The following is a 19,390-nucleotide window of genomic DNA, read 5'->3' on the forward strand; positions in this document are numbered from 1 at the left end:
TATGAATGGCGTGCATATTGATTCGGTCGACCTCAACCTGCTGCGGTTGTTCGACGCCGTCTACCGCACCCGCAACGTGAGCCGCGCCGCCGAGGCGCTGGGCCTCACGCAGCCGGCGGCCAGCCACGGCCTCACGCGGCTGCGCCTGCTGCTGGGCGACGCGCTCTTCACGCGCAGCCTCGGCGGCGTGGCGCCCACGCCGCGCGCCGAGCGGCTGGCGGTGCCCGTGCAGTCGGCGCTGGCGATGCTGCAGCAGGCGCTGGCCGAGCCCGAACGCTTCGACCCGGCGGCCTCGCGCAAGCTCTTTCGCATCCACATGAGCGACATCGGCGAGGGCCGCTTCCTGCCCGCGCTGATGGCGCGGCTGCGCGAGCTGGCGCCGGGCGTGCGCGTGGAGACCATGCCTCTCGCGCCGGGCGAGATCGCCACCGCGCTGGACAGCGGCAGGGTCGACTTCGCCTTCGGCTTTTTGCCGCACGTGGAGGACACCCAGCGCACCCAGCTGCTGAAAGACCGCTACATCGTGCTGCTGCGCCACGACCACCCCTTCGTGAAGCGCCGGCGCAGCGGCCAGGCGCTGCTCGCCGCGCTGCACGAGCTCGACTACGTGGCCGTGCGCACCCATGCCGACACCCTGCGCATCCTGCAACTGCTGAACCTCGAAGACCGCCTGCGCCTGACGACCGAGCATTTCATGGTGCTGCCGGCCATCGTGCGCGCCACCGACCTGGCGGTGGTGATGCCGCGCAACATCGCGCGCGGCTTTGCGGCCGAGGGCGGCTACGCCATCGTCGAGCCGCCGTTTCCGCTGCGCGACTTCACCGTGTCGCTGCACTGGAGCAAGCGCTTCGAGGCCGACCCGGGCAACCGGTGGTTGCGGCAGGTGATCGTGGCCCTGTTCTCGGAGCGCGGCTGACCGCGACCGCCGAACACCCGCAGCGTGCCCCGTGCACAGGGCACTGGGTGCTTCCCGCAGCGAAATCAAGGAGGAGGGCGAAGCCCGGGGGACATTCGCGGAGGGAAGTACCCGGTGGCCTGGGCACGCGCCCGGACACACGCGTTATTCTCAAGCGTTCCCGCCTCGCGCCCTCGTCCCCCGATCCCCGTCCGAATGTCCGTCCCGCATCCCCTTTCCCCCGTCTCCCTCCACAGTCCAGCAAGCTTCGGCGCGCGCTGACGACACCCCGGTGCAAGCGATTCTTTCCGGCGCCGTCCCGGTCCTGATCTTCATGGCCTGCGTGGGCCTGGCCACCTACGCGCAGAACCTCACGGGCTTTGCGTTCAGCCTCATCCTGCTGGGCCTCGTGTCGGTGCTCGACATCGCCAGCGTGAACGACGCGGCCAATGCCGCGACCGTGCTGAGCCTCATCAACGCCTGGACCTATTTCCGCGCGCGCCCCGGCCCCGTGCCCTGGCAGCTGATGAAGCCCGCGCTCAACGGCAGCACCGTCGGCGTCATCGTCGGGCTCATGCTGCTCGTGTGGCTCAGCGGCAGCGCCGTGTCGTGGCTGCGGGGCCTGCTGGGCGTGTCGATCCTGATCTGCGCCGTGCTGCTGTTGCTGCAGGGCAAGCCGCTGCCGGCCGTGTCGGGCCGCACCAGCTTCGCCCTCATCGGCGGGCTCTCGGGCGTGCTGGGCGGGCTGTTCTCGGCCTCGGGCCCGCCCATCGTCTTTCACATGTACCGCCAGCCGCTGGACCGCGAACTCGTGCGCCGCGCGCTGCTGCTGATGTTCGCCTTCAACTCGCTCGTGCGGCTCGTCATCGTGGTGCCCACCGGCCACTTCTCGTGGCACTCGGCGCTGCTGGCCGGCTGCGCCATGCCCGTGGTCTACGCCGCGACGCGGCTGCACCATCGCCTGCCCAACAAGCTGCAGCCGCGCACCTTGCAATGGCTGGTCGCCGGGCTGCTTTTCGTGGCCGGCGTGACGCTGCTCGCCACCGCCTGGAGCGCGATCGCGCACGGCTGAGAAAACAGCCGGAAACCCTCGGTTTCCGGCGTGGCCCGGGAATTGCAACGTCAATCCAAGGGTTTCCCCGGACGTGGCATACCGACCCTCACATACGCGTTATGGGCGTGCCCGTATGCAAGACCCCACGCAAGCCGCTAACGTCCATGACTGGCCCACGACGGGCCGCCCACGAGCCTGAAAAAGCATGAGCACCGAGAGCAGCAGCAATCCGATTCAACCGATCCGCTTCTTCCATCGCGGAAAGATCGTCGACGTCAGCGGGGTCCATCCGACCCGCTCCGTGCTCGACTGGCTGCGCGAAGACGCGCGCTGCACCGGCACCAAGGAAGGCTGCAACGAAGGCGACTGCGGCGCCTGCACCGTCGTCATCGGCGAGCTGGCCACCGACGCCCACGCGCCCGGCGCGGTCGACGGCCTGCAGCTGCAGACCGTCAACGCCTGCATCCAGTTTTTGCCCACGCTGCACGGCAAGGCGCTGTTCACGGTCGAAGACCTCAAGGGCCAGTGCGCGTCGCAGTGCAAGCCCAAGGCCGAGGCCCCGGCCAAGCACGCCGTTCACCCGCTGCACCCTGTGCAGCAGGCCATGGTCGACTGCCACGGCTCGCAGTGCGGCTTCTGCACGCCGGGCTTCGTGATGTCGCTGTGGGCCACCTACGAACACCACCAGGCCGAGGGCACGCAGCCCACGCGCCAGCAGCTGGCCGACGACCTGTCGGGCAACCTGTGCCGCTGCACCGGCTACCGCCCCATCCTCGACGCCGGCCAGCGCATGTTCGACCTGCCGGCCGTGCGCCTGGACACCGCCCCCGTGGTGGCCGCGCTCACCGCGCTGAAAAACGACGGCCTGGACTACGCGGCCCCGCTGGGCGCCCGCATCGATCACTTCCACGCCCCCAAGACCCTGGCCCAGCTCGCCGCACTGCGCGTGCAGAAGCCGCGCGCCCAGCTGCTGGCCGGCTCGACCGACGTCGGCCTGTGGGTCAACAAGCAGTTCCGCGACCTCGGCGACATCATCTATGTCGGCGACGTGGCCGAGATGAAGACGGTCGAAGAGCGCGCCGACGAGCTCTACATCGGCGCCGGCGCCTCGCTCGAAGCCGCCTTCGGCGCGCTGGTCGAACGCGTGCCCAGCCTGGCCGACGTGTGGCTGCGCTTTGCCTCGCCGCCGATCCGCCACGCCGGCACCATGGGCGGCAACGTCGCCAACGGCTCGCCCATCGGCGACTCGCCGCCGGTGCTGATGTCGCTGGATGCCGAGATCGAGCTGCGCCGCGGCGACGTCGTGCGCCGCATGCCGCTGCCCGCGTTCTATCTCGACTACATGAAGAACGAGCTGCAGCCCGGCGAGTTCGTGCAGGGCCTGGCCGTGCCGCTGGCCGCCATGCGCCGCCAGGTGCGCGCCTACAAGATCAGCAAGCGCTTCGACTGCGACATCTCTGCGCTGTGCGCGGGCTTCGCCATCGAGCTGGAAGCCGGCAGCGACACGGTGAAGGCCGTGCGCCTGGCCTTCGGCGGCATGGCCGCCACCGTCAAGCGCGCCGCCAACGCCGAGGCCGCGCTCGTGGGCAAGCCCTGGACGCAGGCCAGCGTGGCCACCGCCAAGCTGGCGCTGGCGCAAGATTTCAAGCCGCTCTCGGACATGCGGGCCTCGGCCGACTACCGCCTGCAGGTGGCGCAGAACCTGATCCAGCGCCTGTGGCTCGAAACCCGCACACAGGACGCGCTGTCCATCGAAGAAACCAGCGTCTGGAGCGTGATGCCCCATGTCGTTGCCAAGGTTGCGGCGGAAGGACTCTGACCATGAACAAACCCATCGACGCCCGCCTGCTGCAGCCCGCCGAGGCCTTTGCCGACTACCTGAAGAACACCGCCGCCCGCATCGACGTGGGCGCCGAAGCGCTGGCGCACGGGCGCGGCATGCGCGTGGGCATCAGCCGCCCGCACGAGTCGGCGCACCTGCACGTGGCCGGCGAGGCGACCTACATCGACGACATTCCCGAACTCGCCGGCACGCTGCACTGCGCGCTGGGCCTGTCGCCGGCCGCCAACGGCCGCGTCACGGTGCTGTCGCTCGACGCCATCCGCGCCATGCCTGGCGTGGTCACGGTGCTCACCGCCGACGACATTCCCGGCACCAACGACTGCGGCTCGATCATTCACGACGACCCGATCCTGCTGCCCGTGAACGACGGCGGCCAGATCCGCTACCTCGGCCAGCCCGTGTTCGCCGTGATCGCCGAAACGCGCGATGCCGCGCGCCGCGCCGCCGCCAAGGCCAAGGACGCGCTGACCATCGAGGCGCAGCCGCCCGTCATCACGCCGCAGGACGCGCATGCGCGCGGCCAGTACGTGGTGCCGCCGATGCACATCGTGCGCAGCGGCGGGGCCGCCAACGGAGGCGACGAGGCCGCCGTGCGCGCCGCCATCGCGAAGGCGCCGCACCGCCACACCGCCACGCTCGACGTGGGCGGGCAGGAACAGTTCTACCTCGAAGGCCAGATCAGCTACGCCATCCCGAAGGAGGGCGGCACGCTGCACATCCACTGCTCGACGCAGCACCCCAGCGAGATGCAGCACCTGGTGGCGCACGCGCTGCACCTGTCCTCGAACGAGGTGCATGTGGAATGCCGGCGCATGGGCGGCGGCTTCGGCGGCAAGGAATCGCAGTCGGCGCTGTTCGCCTGCGTGGCGGCCATCGCGGCGCGCCAGCTCCAGCGCCCCGTGAAGCTGCGCCTGGACCGCGACGACGACTTCATGATCACCGGCCGGCGCCACTGCTTCTGGTACGAGTACGACGTGGGCTACGACGACGAGGGCCGCATCCTCGGCGCCGAGATCACGATGGTGTCGCGCGCCGGCCATTCGGCCGACCTGTCGGGCCCGGTGATGACGCGCGCGCTGTGCCACTTCGACAACGCCTACTGGCTGCCCAACGTGAGCATGCACGGCTTCTCGGGCAAGACCAACACGCAGAGCAACACCGCGTTCCGCGGCTTCGGCGGCCCGCAGGGCGCCATCGCCATCGAGAACATCATGGACTCGGTGGCGCGCGAACTGAAGCGCGACCCGCTCGACGTGCGGCGCGTCAACTTCTACGGCAAGGGCGAGAACAACGTCACGCCGTACCGCCAGACCGTGACCGACAACATCGTCCACGAACTCGTGGCCGAGCTGGAAGAAACCAGCGACTACCGCCTGCGCCGTGAAGAGATCGCCGCCTTCAACGCGAAGAGCCCGGTGCTCAAGCGCGGGCTGGCGCTGGCGCCGCTGAAGTTCGGCATCTCGTTCAACGTGAAGCACTTCAACCAGGCCGGCGCGCTGGTGCACGTGTACACCGACGGCTCGATCCTCGTGAACCACGGCGGCACCGAGATGGGCCAGGGCCTGAACACCAAGGTGGCGCAGGTGGTGGCGCACGAGCTGGGCGTGAGCTTCGAGCGCGTGCGCGTCACCGCGACCGACACGACCAAGGTGGCCAACACCTCGGCCACGGCGGCCTCGACCGGCGCCGACCTGAACGGCAAGGCCGCGCAGGATGCCGCCCGCCAGATCCGCGAACGCCTGGCTGCCTGCGCCGCCGAGCGCCATGGCGGCAACGCCGCCGACGTGCGCTTTGCCAACGACCAGGTCGAAGTGAACGGCCGCACGCTGGCCTTCAGCACCGTGGTGGGCGAGGCGTACCTCGACCGCAAGCAGCTGTGGTCCGACGGCTTCTACGCCACGCCCGGCCTGAGCTGGGACAAGGACAAGATGCAGGGCCGCCCGTTCTACTACTACGCCTACGGCGCGGCGGTGAGCGAGGTGGTGGTCGACACCCTCACCGGCGAATGGAAGCTGCTGCGCGCCGACATCCTGCACGACGCGGGCAAGTCGCTGAACCCGGCCGTGGACATCGGCCAGGTCGAGGGCGCCTTCATCCAGGGCATGGGCTGGCTCACGACCGAAGAACTGGTGTGGCACCCGGCGAGCGGCAAGCTCACCACGCACGCGCCCAGCACCTACAAGATCCCGACGGCCAACGACTGCCCGCCGGTGTTCAACGTGCGCCTGTTCGAGGGCCAGAACTTCGAGGACTCGATTCACCGCAGCAAGGCCGTGGGCGAACCGCCGCTGTTGCTGCCGTTCTCGGTGTTCTTCGCCATCCGCGATGCCGTGTCGGCCGCGGGCGGGCACCGGGTCGATCCGCCGCTGAAGGCGCCGGCCACGAGCGAATCCATCCTCCGCGCCCTGACCGCGGTGCAGGCAGCCTCTGGCGAATGAGCACCGGCCGTGCTCGCACGGTCCGAGCGTCCTTCCGTTCTCCAAATGTTGCGCTGTATAACTGTTCGCACAGACAAGAAAGGTGTGAACAGCCATGAGAGACCAGGCGCTTTTCGACAAGATCGACCTTCATCTGATTCGGGTGCTTCACACCGTGTTGACCGACCGCAGCGTCTCGCGCGCCGCCATCCGCCTGGGCATGTACCAGCCGGCCGTCTCGGCCGCGCTGAAGCGCCTGCGCGAGCTGTCGGGCGACCCGCTCTTGGTGCGCTCGGGCTCGGGCATGGTGCCCACCGACGCGGGGCTGCGCATGATCGAGCCCGCGGCCAGCATCCTGCGGGCGGCCGAGATGCTGTTCTCGGATGCACGGGGATTCGAGCCGCAGTCGGCGGCCACCACCTTCCGCATCGCGGCCAGCGACTACATGGACCCGCTGTTCCTGCCGATGCTGGTGGCGCAGGTCAAGCGCGAGGCGCCGCTGTGCCAGATCGAGATCCATGCGCTCTCGCCCGATTCGGACTACCACGGGCACCTCGCGCTCGGGCAGGTCGACCTGGTGATCGGCAACTGGCTCAAGCCGCCGGAAGACCTGCACATGGCGCGCCTCTTTGGCGACGAGGTGGTGTCGCTGGTCAACCAGGACCATCCGGCGGTGCGCCGCGGCTGGGACCTGGAGACCTGGCTGGCGGCCGAGCACATCGCGCCCACGCCCATGCACCCGGGCGGGCGCGGCATCATCGACCAGATGCTCGACGAGCTGGGCCGGCAGCGCAACATCACGGCGCGCTGCGCGCACTTCAGCCTCATTCCGGACATGGTGGCCTCGAGCCTGCTCGTGCTCACCACCGGGCGCCAGTACTGCGAGCGCTTTGCCGCACGGCTGCCCGTGAAGATCCTCGAGTGCCCGGCCGCGCTGCCGCGCCTCATGTACTACCAGCTCTGGCACGAACGCACGCATTCGTCGAGTTCCGCGCGCTGGCTGCGCGAATGCATCAAGGGCGTGGCGGCGTCGCTGCGGCCCGGCTTCGATGCCGCGCCTGCCGCCACTGCCCGAGCCCTGCCGGCTGAGCCGCTTTCCGATCCTCCCTGAGCCCTCCGTCGCGCCGGCGTCGCGACCGAGGCAACGATGAACGAACCGCCATATACAACAGCTGGAGACAAGCGAAATGAACAGGTATGAAGAGGTGCCCAAGGCCACCACTCCCCGGGCCGCCGGGGCCACCGAGGCGGCGCCGTTGCGTGCGGCCACCGCACCGGCCAACGCCGGTCTGCTGGAACGCTTTTTCAAGCTGACCGAGCACAACACCACCGTGCGCACCGAAGTCATCGCAGGGCTGACCACCTTCCTGACGATGGCCTACATCATCTTCGTGAACCCCTCAATCCTCGGGGACGCGGGCATGCCCAAGGGCGCGGTCTTCGTCGCCACCTGCCTGATCGCGGCCATCGGCACGCTGATCATGGGCCTGTACGCCAACTACCCGATCGCCATGGCGCCGGGCATGGGCCTGAACGCCTACTTCGCCTACGTGGTCGTGCTCGGCATGGGCTACACGTGGCAGACCGCGCTGGGCGCGGTGTTCATCTCGGGCTGCCTGTTCCTGATCGTGACGGTCACCGGGTTGCGGGAGCTGTTCATCGCGGGCATACCGCAGTCCTTGCGAACGGCGATCACCGTGGGCATCGGCATGTTCCTGGCGCTCATCGCGCTCAAGAGCGCGGGCGTGGTCGCGGCTTCGCCGGCCACCTTCGTCACGCTGGGCGACCTGCACTCGGCTCCCGTGATCCTGGCGACCATCGGCTTTCTCATGATCGTGGCGCTCGACCGGCTCAAGGTGCGCGGCGCCATCCTGATCGGCATCCTGACGGTGACGGTGCTGTCGTTCTTCTTCGGCGGCAACAAGTTCCACGGCGTGTTCGACGCACCGCCGTCCATCGCGCCCACCTTCATGCAGCTGGACATCCTGAGCGCGCTCAAGGGCGGCATCCTGAACGTGGTGCTGGTGTTCTTCCTGGTCGAGATGTTCGACGCCACCGGCACGCTGATGGGCGTGGCCAAGCGCGCCGGCCTGCTGGTGCCGGGCAAGATGGAGCGCATGAACAAGGCGCTGCTGGCCGACAGCGGCGCGATCTTCGCGGGCTCGCTGCTGGGCACCTCGAGCACCACGGCCTACGTGGAAAGCGCGGCCGGCGTGCAAGCCGGCGGCCGCACCGGCCTCACGGCCGTGGTGGTGGCGGTGCTGTTCCTGGCCTGCCTGATGATCTCGCCGCTGGCGGGCTCGGTGCCGGCCTACGCCACCGCACCGGCGCTGCTGTTCGTGGGCTGCCTGATGCTGCGCGACCTGGTCGAGCTCGACTGGGAAGACACCACCGAGGTGATCCCGGCGGCCGTCACGGCGCTGGCCATGCCCTTCACCTACTCGATCGCCAACGGCCTGGCCTTCGGCTTCATCACCTACGCCGTGCTCAAGCTGTGCACCGGCCGGGCACGGGAAGTGCATGCGATGGTGTGGGTGATCGCGGCGATCTTCCTGTTCAAGTTCGCCTACATCGGCGGACACTGAAGAACGCGCCGTCGGGCGCCGATGGTCGCGGGGACGCCCGGGCCTGTAAACACTGTGTTTTGGTGCCGCGTTGGCCGGCAAAGGGGCTGGATGCAAGGCGCCCGCGCGCAGCAAGGCTTCTGCCTTGCAAGCGCGGGCAACGCCGCAGGCAGCCCCTTTGCCGGCCAACCCGGAGGGAAGGCCTGCCAGGGCGGGCCACTCGGCGTTGCGCTCCTTGCGTGTGCGCATGCACACGCGGCGTCGCGCGCCTTGATTGGCCCGCCCTGGCAGGCCTTCGCGGCACCAAAACACAGTGTTTACAGGCCCTAAACTTATAGCTGTCCCCGCTTGTTGATGTTGAACGAGACAAACCCACGAAACCCGGCATGACAACCCCCAGACTCCAGCTGGCGCACATCACCAAGCGGTATCCCGCGGTGGTGGCCAACAGCGACATCTCCCTGGCCGTGCAGCCCGGCGAAATCCATGCCGTGCTCGGAGAGAACGGCGCGGGCAAATCGACCCTGATGAAGATCATCTACGGCTCGGTCAAGCCCGATGAAGGCACCGTCACCTTCGACGGCCAGGCGGTGAACCTGCGCAACCCGCAGCAGGCGCGCGCGCTGGGCATCAGCATGGTGTTCCAGCACTTCAGCCTGTTCGACACGCTCACCGTGGCCGAGAACGTCTGGCTGGGCCTGGACAAGTCGCTCGCGCTGGCCGAGGTGGCCCGCAGCATCACGGCCAAGGCGAGCGAGTACGGGCTGGACATCGACCCCTCGCGCCCCGTGCACACGCTGTCGGTGGGCGAGATGCAGCGGGTGGAGATCATCCGCGCGCTGCTCACCAACCCCAAGCTGCTGATCCTGGACGAGCCGACCTCGGTGCTCACGCCGCAGGCCGTGATCCGCCTGTTCGGCGTGCTGAACAAGCTGGCCTCGGAAGGCTGCAGCATCCTGTACATCAGCCACAAGCTGCACGAGATCCAGGAGCTGTGCACCGCCTGCACCGTGCTGCGCGGCGGCAAGGTCACGGGTGTGTGCAACCCGCGCAACGAGAGCACCGAATCGCTCTCGCGCCTCATGATCGGCAGCGAGCCGCCGCCGCTGCAGCACCGCCCGCTGCATGCCGGCGCGGTGGCGCTGCGCGTGCAGGGCCTGAAGCTGGCGCGCGAAGACCAGTTCGGCGTCGACCTGGACGGCATCTCGTTCGACGTGCGCGCGGGCGAGGTCGTCGGCATCGCCGGCGTCTCGGGCAACGGCCAGAAGGAACTGCTGTACACGCTCTCGGGCGAGGACGTGCGCGCCGAGCCTGCCATGGTGCGCGTGTTCGACCAGCCGGCCGGCCGGCTGCGCCCGCGCGCGCGGCGTGCGCTGGGCCTGCATTTCGTGCCCGAGGAACGGCTGGGGCGCGGTGCCGTGCCTACGCTGGGCCTGGCGCACAACCTGCTGCTCACGCGCAGCAACGCGGTGGGCAAGGGCGGCTGGATCCGCACCGCCGAGCTCGACAAGCAGGCGCGTTCCATCATCGATCGCTTCAAGGTGAAGGCCGGCGGCCCGGGCGCGGCGGCGCGCTCGCTGTCGGGCGGCAACCTGCAGAAGTTCATCGTCGGTCGCGAGATCGACGCCAACCCCAAGCTCTTCATCGTCTCGCAACCCACCTGGGGCGTGGACGTGGGCGCGGCCGCGCTCATCCACGCCGAGATCCTGGCGCTGCGCGACGCCGGCTGCGCCGTGCTCGTGATCAGCGAGGAGCTGGACGAGCTGTTCAACATCTGCGACCGGCTGCACGTGATCGCCAAGGGGCGGCTGTCGCCCTCGATCGACCGCGCCGCGGCCACGCTGCCGCAGATCGGCGAATGGATGAGCGGCCTGTGGCCGCAGGCGCAGCCCCACCAGAACAACAACAAGAAGGAGGGCGCGCATGCTCAAGCTTGAACCCCGCCCGGAGCTGTCGCGCTTCTGGAGCTATGGCTCGCCGATCCTGGCGCTCTTGATCACCGTGCTCATCGGCGTGGCGCTGTTCGCCGCGCTCGGCAAGGACCCGGTCAAGGGCCTGCAGGTGTTCTTCTACGAGCCGATCAAGAGCGGCTACGCCATCGGCGAGCTGATGGTGAAGGCCACGCCGCTGCTCATCATTGCGCTCGGCCTGGCCGTGTGCTTTCGCTCCAACGTCTGGAACATCGGCGCCGAAGGGCAGTTCGTCTGCGGCGCCATCGCGGCGGGCGGCGTGGCGCTCCTGGCCGACAAGAGCACCGGCAGCTGGATCGTCGTGGCCATTCTGCTGGCGGGCATTCTGGGCGGCATGGTGTGGGCGGGCATCGTCGCGTTCCTGCGCGACAAGTTCAACGCCAACGAAATCCTCGTGAGCCTGATGCTGGTCTACGTGGCCACGCTGATGCTGAGCTACCTGGTCTTCGGCCCCTGGAAAGACCCGCAGGGCTACAACTTTCCGCAGACCAAGACCTTCGAGGCGGTGACGCAGATCCCGCGGCTCATGAAGGGCTCGCGCGTGTCGATCGGGCTGATCATTGCGCTGGTCGGCGCGGGCGCGCTGTGGGTGTTTTTGTTCCGCACGCGCGCGGGCTTCGCGCAGCAGGTCGGCGGGCTGGCGCCCGCGGCGGCGCGCTATGCCGGCTTCTCGGCACGCCGCGCCGTGTGGATCGCGCTGCTCACCTCGGGCGGCGCGGCCGGCCTGGCGGGCGCGCTCGAAGTGGCGGGCCCCATCGGCCAGCTCACGCCTTATGTGCCCGCAGGCTACGGCTTCGCGGCCATCATCGTGGCCTTCGTCGGGCGGCTGCACCCGGTGGGCATGATCTTCTCGGCCATCCTGATGAGCATGTTCTACATCGGCGGCGAACTCGCGCAGTCGCGCCTGGGCCTGCCCAAGTCGCTCACCGGCGTGTTCCAGGGCTTGCTGCTGTTCACGCTGCTGGCCTGCGACACGCTCATCGCCTACCGCATCCGCCGCAAGGCCGGCGCCAAGGCCGCGACGCTGACCACGAGTTCGCTGCAGGTCAGCACGCCGATCACCGCGCCGACCGCGCCCGTTGCGCCGACCGCGCGTGCCACCGAAGGAGGGCTCTGAACCATGGAAAGCTACGCACTCCTGCTGGGCTCGACCCTGAGCGCGGGCACCGTGCTCGCCATCGCGGCGCTGGGCCTGTTGATCAACGAGAAGGCCGGCGTCGTCAACCTCGGCGCCGAGGGCATGATGCTGTGCGCCGCCATCGCGGGCTTCGCGACGGTGGTCATCACGCACAACCCCTGGCTTGGCTTTCTGGCTGGCATGGCGGCCGGCGCGCTGCTCGCGGCCTTCTTCGGCGTGCTCGTGATCTGGCTCAACACCAACCAGTACGCGACGGGGCTGGCGCTGAGCCTGTTCGGCGTCGGCTTCTCGGCCTTCGCGGGCATCAGCTTCGTGCAGGCCAAGCTGCCCGAGAGCACGCCCTTCGCCATTCCCGTGCTGGCCGACATCCCGCTGGCGGGCCCGGCGCTGTTCCGGCACCACCCGATGGTGTACGTGGCCGTGCTGTTGACCATCGGGCTCATCTGGTTTTTGTACCGCACCCGCGCCGGCCTCGTGCTGCGCTCGGTGGGCGAGTCGCCCGAGTCGGCGCATGCGCTGGGCTACCCGGTGCGGCGCATCCGCTTCCTGGCGGTGATCGCGGGCGGCGCGCTGTGCGGGCTGGCGGGCGCGTACCTGTCGACCGTGTACACGCCGCTGTGGGTCGAGGGCATGGTCGCCGGCCGCGGCTGGATCGCGCTGGCGCTCACCACCTTCGCCACCTGGCGCCCGGTCCGCGTGCTGCTCGGCGCCTACCTGTTCGGCGGCGTCTCGATGCTGGGCTTCCACCTGCAAAGCAGCGGCGTCGACGTGCCCTCGCAGTTCCTCAGCATGGCCCAGTACATCGCGCCGATCGTGGTGCTGGCGCTGATCTCGCGCAACCCCGCCTTCATCCGCATCAACATGCCGGCTTCGATGGGGAAACCGTTCTACCCCGGCTCATAATCGCGTTCTCGTTTTTTTGCCAACCCGTCCTTTTCTTCCGAGGATTTCGACAATGAATGATCTGAACAAGCGTTCCCTTCTCAAGCTCGCCGCCCTCACCGCGGTGGCTTCGGCGGCCCTCATCGGCTGCGGCAAGAAGGAAGAGGCGGCCGCCCCCGCAGCATCGCCGGCACCGGCCCCCGCGGCCGCCCCGGCTCCCGCACCGGCGGCCCCGCTGAACATCGCATTCGCCTATGTCGGTCCCGTGGGCGACGGCGGCTGGTCCTTCGCGCACGACAACGCCCGCAAGGCGCTCGAGAAGGAATTCGGCGACAAGATCAAGACCACCTTCGTCGAAAGCGTGCCCGAGTCGGCCGACGCCGAGCGCGTGTTCCGCGACTTCGTGGGCCAGGGCAACAAGCTGATCTTCGGCACCACCTTCGGCTACATGGAGCCCATGCTCAAGGTCGCCAACGACAGCAAGGACGTGAAGTTCGAGCATGCCACCGGCTACAAGACCGCCGAGAACATGCGCACCTACGACAGCCGCACCTACGAAGGCGCGTACATGGCCGGCGTGATCGCCGGTTCGATGACCAAGAGCAACACGCTGGGCGTGGTCGGCTCGGTGCCGATCCCTGAAGTGCTGCGCAACATCAACAGCTTCACGCTGGGCGCGCAGTCGGTCAACCCGAAGATCACGACCAAGGTCGTGTGGGTGAACGAGTGGTTCAGCCCGCCCAAGGAAACCGAAGCCGCCACCGCCCTCATCAACGGCGGCGCCGACGTGCTGTTCCAGAACACCGACTCGCCGGCCGTGCTCAAGACCGCCCAAGAGAAGGGCAAGCGCGCCTTCGGCTGGGACTCCGACATGACCGCCTACGGCCCGAAGGCCCACCTGGGCTCGGCCATCATCAACTGGGCGCCGTACTACATCAAGACCACCCAAGACGCGCTGGACGGCAAGTGGGCCACCGGCCAGACCTGGTGGGGCGTGAAGGAAGGCGCGATCGACATCGTCTCGATCGCCGAAGACGTGCCGGCCGAAGCCAAGGCCAAGGTCGAGGAAATCAAGAAGGGCCTGAAGGACGGCAGCTTCTCGATCTGGAAGGGCCCGATCGTCGGCCAGGACGGCAAGGAGCTGATCGCCAAGGACGCGGTCGCCGACGACAAGTTCCTGTCGGGCGTGAACTTCTACGTCAAGGGCGTGGAAGGCAAGGTGCCGGGCGGCGACAAGAAGTAATCATTGATCGATCGCTTCGGCGATTGCCACGAGAAGGGTCGTCTGCGGACGGCCCTTTTTTCATTCAGGAAAAGGATTCACACCATGAAGCTGCAGAGGGTCATGGCGGCGGGTGCGGCACTGTTGGCCGTGTCGATGTCGTTCGCTGCACCGCCGGCGTTCTCGAAAGAAGAGCAGCGCCTGCGCAAAGCCGTGGACGACGCGGAAATGTGCTTTCACTTCGCCGGCGAATTCAACGGCGACGGGTCGGCGCACGACAAGGAAGTGGCGCGCCAGCAGCGCCAGCATTGCGGCAAGGAAGGCCAGCAGCTGGTGCTGCGCGCCTACCGCAAGAACCCGCAGGACACGCGCCTCTACCCGGCGGTGCTGCGGCTGGACGGGCTGATGCCGGGGCTCACGTTGCCCGCGGCCGAGAAGGCCCGGCTGTGTGCCGTGGCCAGGACGGAACTGGCCTGCCCCTGAGCCGGCTTACTGCGTCGCCGCCTGCAGCTGCGCCGCCATCTTCTGATGGATCAGGTTCACCGCCTTCAGCGGCCGCAGCATCACCTTGAACTCGGTGATCCGGCCTTCGGCGTTCCACTTCATCATGTCCACGCCGTTGATGGCGATGCCGTCCAGTTCGAGTTCGAACTCGAGCACGGCGTCGGTCGGGCCCTGGAGTTCGCGCACGTAGCGGAAGCTCTCGTTGAAGAAGACCTGGAAGGCCGCGGCCAGGTACTGCTTGGTGATCGCCTTGCCGACCTGCGGCCGGTGCACCACGGGCGAGAGGAAGACGGCGTCGTCGGCCAACAGGGCATCGAGGCCCGCCACGTCGCGTGTCTTGACGAGCCGGTGCCAGGTGGAAAGGGTGTCGATCGCCATGGGTCTCCTCGCGCGGTGGATGGATGGAAGAACGGAAAACCCAGTCTAGCGAAGCGCCTGCGGGCCCGTCGTCGCGGGCGCGACGGGGCCTGGCAGGCGGCCGGGCTACGCGCCCTGCCAGCGCTTGAGCACCAGCGTGGCGTTGGTGCCGCCGAAGCCGAAGCTGTTGCTCATCACGGTGTCGACGGTGGCGTTCTCGCGCGTCGCAGTGAGGATCGGCATATCGGCCACTTCGGGGTCGAGCGCCTCGATGTTGGCCGAGCCGGCCATGAAGTGGCCTTCCATCATCAGCAGGCAGTAGATCGCCTCGTGCACGCCGGCGGCGCCCAGCGAGTGGCCCGACAGGCTCTTGGTGGAGCTGATGGCCGGCGCCTTGTCGCCGAAGACTTCGCGCACGCCCTTCATTTCCATGACGTCGCCGACGGGCGTCGAGGTGCCGTGGGTGTTCAGGTAGTCGATGGGCGTGTCGACGGTCGACAGCGCCATCTGCATGCAGCGCACGGCGCCTTCGCCGCTGGGCGCAACCATGTCGTAGCCGTCGGAGGTGGCGCCGTAGCCGACGATCTCGGCGTAGATCTTGGCGCCACGCGCCAGTGCATGGTCGAGCGACTCGACCACGACCATGCCGCCGCCGCCCGCGATGACGAAGCCGTCGCGCTCGGCGTCATAGGCACGCGAGGCCTTCTCGGGCGTGTCGTTGTACTTGGTGGACAGCGCGCCCATGGCGTCGAACAGAAACGACTGGGTCCAGTGTTCTTCTTCACCGCCGCCGGCGAACAAGATGTCCTGCTTGCCCATCTGGATCTGCTCCATGGCGTTGCCGATGCAGTGCGCGCTGGTGGCGCAGGCCGAGGCGATGGAGTAGTTCAGGCCCTTGATCTTGAAGGGCGTGGCCAGGCAGGCCGACACGGTGCTGCTCATGGTGCGCGTCACGCGGTAGGGGCCCACGCGCTTGACACCCTTTTCGCGCAGCAGGTCGAGCGCTTCCATCTGGTTCAGCGTGGAGGCGCCGCCCGAGCCGGCGATGAGGCCGGTGCGCGGGTTCGACACCTGCTCCTCGGTCAGGCCGGCATCGGCAATGGCGTCCTTCATGGCCAGGTAGGCGTAGGCCGCCGCATGGCCGACGAAGCGATAGAGCTTGCGGTCGATGAGGTCTTCGAGGGGAAGGTCGATGGAGCCGGCCACCTGGCTGCGCAGGCCCATTTCGGCGTAGGCCGGCTGGAACCGGATGCCGGGGCGGCTGGCGCGCAGGTTGGCGGAGACGGTCTCCTTGTCGTTGCCCAGGCACGAAACAATGCCCAGACCGGTGATGACGACGCGTCGCATGGCGAAACCCTCAGAAGTTGTCGGTGGAAGTGAACACGCCGACCCGCAGGCCCTCGGCGGTGTAGATCTGGCGGCCGTCGACGCTCACCGAGCCGTCGGCGATGGCCAGGTTCAGCTTGCCCTTGAGCACGCGCTTGATCTGGATGCTGTAGGTGACGAGCTTGGCGGTCGGCAGGACCTGGCCCGTGAACTTCACTTCGCCCGAGCCCAGGGCCCGGCCACGGCCCGGCAGGCCCTGCCAGCCGAGGAAAAAGCCCACCAGCTGCCACATGGCGTCCAGGCCCAGGCAGCCGGGCATGACCGGGTCGCCTTCGAAGTGGCAGGCGAAAAACCACAGGTCGGGCGTGATGTCGAGTTCGGCCGTGAGTTCGCCCTTGCCGTAGGTACCGCCCTCGGCGCTGATGTGGGTGATGCGGTCCACCATCAGCATGTTCGGGGCGGGCAGCTGTGCGTTGCCGGGGCCGAACAGTTCGCCGCGGCTGCAGCGCAGCAGGTCTTCGCGGGTGAAGGCGTTTTGTAGGGTCATGCGAGTCGATCAAGGACGGCGCCAGGGGCACGAATGCACGCTGCGCGCGGATTGGAGGGAACACGCCCGATGCCGGGCCTGCCGGGGTCCAAGCCTAGCGCATCCGCCATGGCCCGATTTGACCCAGATCAGTTTGGGGGAAATGGGGCTGGCAGCGTATACGTTTTCGGGGATGCCGCGCAGGGTGTCTGCCCTTATGCTGTGCGCGATCACAACGTCGATTTCCCACGCCCCATGACCGATTCCAGCCGCCCCCTCTTCGACCCCAGCTTCGCGCAGCGCATTCCCGCCGAACGCCTGCCCGAGCTGCTGCGTGCCATGCCCAAGGCCGAGCTGCACATGCACATCGAAGGCTCGCTCGAGCCCGAGCTGATCTTCGCGCTCGCGCAGCGAAACGGTGTCTCGATCCCGTATGCCAGCGTGGAAGACCTGCGCAAGGCCTACGCCTTCACCAACCTGCAGACCTTTCTCGACATCTACTACGCCGGCGCCAGCGTGCTGCTGAAAGAGCAGGATTTCTACGACATGGCCTGGGCCTACCTGGAGCGCGCCGCGGCCGACCAGGTGGTGCACACCGAGATGTTCTTCGACCCGCAGACGCACACGGCGCGCGGCGTGGCCATGGAAACGGTGGTCAACGGCCTGCACCGCGCCTGCGTCGATGCACTGCCCAAGCTGGGCGTGAGCGCCTCGCTCATCCTGTGCTTCCTGCGCCACCTGAGCGAGGAAGAGGCCTTCGAGACGCTGGAGCAGGCGCTGCCGTACCGCGACAAGTTCATCGGCGTGGGGCTCGACTCGAGCGAGGTCGGCCACCCGCCCGAGAAGTTCGCGCGCGTGTTCGCGCGCTGCCGCGAGCTGGGCTTCCATCTCGTCGCGCACGCGGGCGAAGAAGGCCCGCCGGCCTACGTGTGGAGCGCGCTCGACGTGCTGAAGGTCGAGCGCGTCGACCACGGCGTGCAAAGCGCGAAAGACCCGGCACTGATGAAGCGGCTGGCGCAGGACCGCATTCCGCTCACCGTGTGCCCGCTGTCGAACCTCAAGCTGTGCGTGTTCCCCGACCTGTCGCAGCACAACCTGGGCGCGCTGCTCGACGCGGGGCTGGTCGCCACCGTCAACTCGGACGACCCGGCCTACTTCGGCGGCTACATGAACCAGAACTTCACGCAGACCTTCGCCGCCACCGGCCTGGGCGTGCAACAGGCCTGGCAGCTCGCGGCGAACAGCTTCGAGGGCAGCTTCATCGACGCGGCCGCCAAGCGCGCCTACGTCGACCGGCTCAACGCCGTCTTCGCGACCTTCTGAGCCAGCTCGGCCGTGCAGGCGCCGGGATCGGCCTTGCGCGGCACGAGCAGCGGCATCGCCACCAGCGCACAGGCGCTGGCCGCCAGCCACACGACCGGCCAGCCCTGCAGCGCCAGCAGGTGCGGAATCGAGAAGGGCGTGACGAAACACACGAGGAACACGCTGGTGTTCGCCATGCCCAGCGCGGTGCCGGCGCGCGCCGCGCCGGCCAGCGTGGCCAGCTCGGTGTACGCCACGCCGTGCCAGGCCGACACGCACACGCCACTCACCGCCAGCAGCGCGATCAGCGCCAAGCGTAAAGACATGGACGGCGGCTCGGTGCCCGCCGCCATCACCAGCGCAGCCAAGCCTGCGAACAGCAGCACGCTGAGCGCGCTGCAGGCCCGCAGGTAGGCCGGACGGTTGCGCCGGCGGTCGGTCCAGCGGCCGCTCCACACGCGCATCGCCATCGCGCCGACCTGCACGAAGACCATGGCGGCGGTGATCGTGCCCAGGCCCACGTGGCCGAAGTCGTGCAGGAACACCGTGCCGAAGGACAGCACCGCGAACTGCGGCGCGCACAGGATGCCGATGCCGGCCACGATGCGCCACACGCGCACGTCGCGCAGCGGGCCGGTCTTCGGCGCCGGCGCTTCCACGTTCGCGTGACGGGGCGCCACGGGCGGCTCGTGCACCCAGGCCCAGCTCATCGCCGCGCTCAACGCGCACAGCAACGCGAGCAGGCCGTACAGCGCGGCAAAGCCGTAGTGCAGCGCCACGAAGGGCAGCACCAGTGCGCCGATGCCGCCGCCCATCGGCACGGCGGTCTGGCGGATGCTCATGGCCAGGCCGCGCTCGCCGGCGTCGAACCAGGTCATCACCGCGCGCCCGCTGGCGCCGTTCACGCTGCCGCCGAGCAGGCCCACCAGCAGCAGCCCTGCACCGAGCACGCCGAGGCCCGGCACATGGCCGGCGCCCGGCGCGGCCCACAGCGCCATCGCGACCAGCGCGATCGCCGTGCTGCCCAGCCCGGCCAGCAGCACGGGGCGGTCGCCCCAGCGGTCGGTCAGCAGGCCCCAGGGCAGCTCGCTCACGGCAATGCCCAGGCCCATGAGGCCGAGCACCAGGCCGAGCGCGGCGTTGTCGAGCTGGTAGCCGGTGCGCATGAGCACGGCGGTCATGGGAATGCCGCTGAAGGCGACCGAGAAGGCCGCGTTGGCGGCCACGCCGGCGGCGAGCACCTTCCAGCGGTGGCGGGGCGACAGCGGGGGGGAGGAGGGCGATTGGGTCATGTTGCAGCGCAGTGTCCGCCGCTGCAAAGGTTTTGAAAATCAGAAAATAATGAGCGGATCGTCCTGAAATTCAGGATGATTGAGAGACCTCATGCAAG

Annotated in this window: 16 protein-coding genes; 12 read left to right on the plus strand and 4 right to left on the minus strand. The window is 68.5% G+C overall.

What is annotated here, in order from left to right:
• Nucleotide 1: 1 nt before the first annotated feature.
• The 11 genes from ACAM42_RS09725 to ACAM42_RS09775 all read left to right on the plus strand — a co-directional run bounded on the left by ACAM42_RS09725 (nucleotide 2) and on the right by ACAM42_RS09775 (nucleotide 14,468).
• Nucleotides 2–916, plus strand: a complete 915-nt coding sequence (locus ACAM42_RS09725) for a LysR family transcriptional regulator (protein ID WP_095744196.1) — start codon at nucleotides 2–4, stop codon at nucleotides 914–916.
• Between the two features lie 271 nt (nucleotides 917–1,187).
• Nucleotides 1,188–1,967 carry a TSUP family transporter gene (locus tag ACAM42_RS09730; RefSeq protein ID WP_369631870.1) on the plus strand — a complete coding sequence of 260 codons (780 nt, stop codon included), beginning with the start codon at nucleotides 1,188–1,190 and terminating at the stop codon, nucleotides 1,965–1,967.
• A 187-nt stretch (nucleotides 1,968–2,154) separates the two neighbouring features.
• A complete protein-coding gene (gene xdhA, locus ACAM42_RS09735) occupies nucleotides 2,155–3,768 on the plus strand; it encodes a xanthine dehydrogenase small subunit (RefSeq protein ID WP_369631871.1) in 1,614 nt (537 codons plus the stop codon).
• A gap of 2 nt (nucleotides 3,769–3,770) precedes the next feature.
• Nucleotides 3,771–6,230 carry a xanthine dehydrogenase molybdopterin binding subunit gene (xdhB, locus tag ACAM42_RS09740; protein ID WP_369631872.1) on the plus strand — a complete coding sequence of 820 codons (2,460 nt, stop codon included), beginning with the start codon at nucleotides 3,771–3,773 and terminating at the stop codon, nucleotides 6,228–6,230.
• 94 nt (nucleotides 6,231–6,324) lie between these two features.
• The gene (locus tag ACAM42_RS09745; RefSeq protein WP_159274497.1) at nucleotides 6,325–7,320 is read left to right on the plus strand and encodes a LysR family transcriptional regulator; all 996 of its coding nucleotides are present in this window, start codon (nucleotides 6,325–6,327) and stop codon (nucleotides 7,318–7,320) included.
• 76 nt (nucleotides 7,321–7,396) lie between these two features.
• Nucleotides 7,397–8,794: an NCS2 family permease gene (locus ACAM42_RS09750; protein ID WP_062477503.1), complete on the plus strand. Its 1,398-nt coding sequence runs from the start codon at nucleotides 7,397–7,399 to the stop codon at nucleotides 8,792–8,794.
• A 365-nt stretch (nucleotides 8,795–9,159) separates the two neighbouring features.
• Complete coding sequence (locus ACAM42_RS09755; RefSeq protein ID WP_095946760.1) at nucleotides 9,160–10,710, plus strand: ABC transporter ATP-binding protein; 1,551 nt, start codon at nucleotides 9,160–9,162, stop codon at nucleotides 10,708–10,710.
• Nucleotides 10,697–11,860 carry an ABC transporter permease gene (locus ACAM42_RS09760; RefSeq protein WP_062477508.1) on the plus strand — a complete coding sequence of 388 codons (1,164 nt, stop codon included), beginning with the start codon at nucleotides 10,697–10,699 and terminating at the stop codon, nucleotides 11,858–11,860. The genes ACAM42_RS09755 and ACAM42_RS09760 overlap by 14 nt, the downstream gene beginning before the upstream one ends.
• A gap of 3 nt (nucleotides 11,861–11,863) precedes the next feature.
• Nucleotides 11,864–12,784 (plus strand): ABC transporter permease, encoded by a 921-nt coding sequence (locus tag ACAM42_RS09765; protein WP_062477512.1) that lies wholly within the window; start codon nucleotides 11,864–11,866, stop codon nucleotides 12,782–12,784.
• Between the two features lie 52 nt (nucleotides 12,785–12,836).
• Nucleotides 12,837–14,006, plus strand: a complete 1,170-nt coding sequence (locus ACAM42_RS09770; RefSeq protein WP_062477516.1) for a BMP family ABC transporter substrate-binding protein — start codon at nucleotides 12,837–12,839, stop codon at nucleotides 14,004–14,006.
• 84 nt (nucleotides 14,007–14,090) lie between these two features.
• On the plus strand, nucleotides 14,091–14,468 hold the full coding sequence (locus ACAM42_RS09775) for a hypothetical protein (RefSeq protein ID WP_369631873.1): 378 nt from the start codon (nucleotides 14,091–14,093) through the stop codon (nucleotides 14,466–14,468).
• Between the two features lie 6 nt (nucleotides 14,469–14,474).
• On the opposite strand, the gene ACAM42_RS09780 is transcribed toward ACAM42_RS09775, so the two are convergent.
• From ACAM42_RS09780 to fabA, 3 genes are all read right to left on the minus strand, one after another.
• Complete coding sequence (locus ACAM42_RS09780; protein WP_369631874.1) at nucleotides 14,475–14,867, minus strand: nuclear transport factor 2 family protein; 393 nt, start codon at nucleotides 14,865–14,867, stop codon at nucleotides 14,475–14,477.
• Nucleotides 14,868–14,972: 105 nt separating this feature from the next.
• On the minus strand, nucleotides 14,973–16,193 hold the full coding sequence (gene fabB / locus ACAM42_RS09785) for a beta-ketoacyl-ACP synthase I (RefSeq protein WP_369631875.1): 1,221 nt from the start codon (nucleotides 16,191–16,193) through the stop codon (nucleotides 14,973–14,975).
• Between the two features lie 10 nt (nucleotides 16,194–16,203).
• Nucleotides 16,204–16,719, minus strand: a complete 516-nt coding sequence (gene fabA, locus ACAM42_RS09790) for a 3-hydroxyacyl-[acyl-carrier-protein] dehydratase FabA (RefSeq protein ID WP_056574156.1) — start codon at nucleotides 16,717–16,719, stop codon at nucleotides 16,204–16,206.
• A 234-nt stretch (nucleotides 16,720–16,953) separates the two neighbouring features.
• Here fabA and ACAM42_RS09795 point away from each other — a divergent pair, with 234 nt between their 5' ends.
• A complete protein-coding gene (locus ACAM42_RS09795) occupies nucleotides 16,954–18,021 on the plus strand; it encodes an adenosine deaminase (protein WP_369631876.1) in 1,068 nt (355 codons plus the stop codon).
• On the opposite strand, the gene ACAM42_RS09800 is transcribed toward ACAM42_RS09795, so the two are convergent.
• Nucleotides 17,982–19,292 carry an MFS transporter gene (locus tag ACAM42_RS09800; RefSeq protein WP_369631877.1) on the minus strand — a complete coding sequence of 437 codons (1,311 nt, stop codon included), beginning with the start codon at nucleotides 19,290–19,292 and terminating at the stop codon, nucleotides 17,982–17,984. The two genes, ACAM42_RS09795 and ACAM42_RS09800, sit on opposite strands and share 40 nt — an antisense overlap.
• Nucleotides 19,293–19,390 lie beyond the last annotated feature (98 nt).

This window comes from Variovorax sp. V35, assembly GCF_041154465.1.
GTDB lineage: Bacteria > Pseudomonadota > Gammaproteobacteria > Burkholderiales > Burkholderiaceae_C > Variovorax > Variovorax boronicumulans.

Bases quoted from the DNA above. Each gene is read 5' to 3' on its own strand.
- ACAM42_RS09725 (WP_095744196.1), top strand. From the start codon at position 2: ATGAATGGCGTGCATATTGATTCGGTCGACCTCAACCTGCTGCGGTTG.
- xdhA (WP_369631871.1), top strand. From the start codon at position 2,155: ATGAGCACCGAGAGCAGCAGCAATCCGATTCAACCGATCCGCTTCTTC.
- xdhB (WP_369631872.1), top strand. From the start codon at position 3,771: ATGAACAAACCCATCGACGCCCGCCTGCTGCAGCCCGCCGAGGCCTTT.
- ACAM42_RS09745 (WP_159274497.1), top strand. From the start codon at position 6,325: ATGAGAGACCAGGCGCTTTTCGACAAGATCGACCTTCATCTGATTCGG.
- ACAM42_RS09750 (WP_062477503.1), top strand. From the start codon at position 7,397: ATGAACAGGTATGAAGAGGTGCCCAAGGCCACCACTCCCCGGGCCGCC.
- ACAM42_RS09755 (WP_095946760.1), top strand. From the start codon at position 9,160: ATGACAACCCCCAGACTCCAGCTGGCGCACATCACCAAGCGGTATCCC.
- ACAM42_RS09760 (WP_062477508.1), top strand. From the start codon at position 10,697: ATGCTCAAGCTTGAACCCCGCCCGGAGCTGTCGCGCTTCTGGAGCTAT.
- ACAM42_RS09765 (WP_062477512.1), top strand. From the start codon at position 11,864: ATGGAAAGCTACGCACTCCTGCTGGGCTCGACCCTGAGCGCGGGCACC.
- ACAM42_RS09770 (WP_062477516.1), top strand. From the start codon at position 12,837: ATGAATGATCTGAACAAGCGTTCCCTTCTCAAGCTCGCCGCCCTCACC.
- ACAM42_RS09775 (WP_369631873.1), top strand. From the start codon at position 14,091: ATGAAGCTGCAGAGGGTCATGGCGGCGGGTGCGGCACTGTTGGCCGTG.
- ACAM42_RS09780 (WP_369631874.1), bottom strand. From the start codon at position 14,867: ATGGCGATCGACACCCTTTCCACCTGGCACCGGCTCGTCAAGACACGC.
- fabB (WP_369631875.1), bottom strand. From the start codon at position 16,193: ATGCGACGCGTCGTCATCACCGGTCTGGGCATTGTTTCGTGCCTGGGC.
- fabA (WP_056574156.1), bottom strand. From the start codon at position 16,719: ATGACCCTACAAAACGCCTTCACCCGCGAAGACCTGCTGCGCTGCAGC.
- ACAM42_RS09795 (WP_369631876.1), top strand. From the start codon at position 16,954: ATGACCGATTCCAGCCGCCCCCTCTTCGACCCCAGCTTCGCGCAGCGC.
- ACAM42_RS09800 (WP_369631877.1), bottom strand. From the start codon at position 19,292: ATGACCCAATCGCCCTCCTCCCCCCCGCTGTCGCCCCGCCACCGCTGG.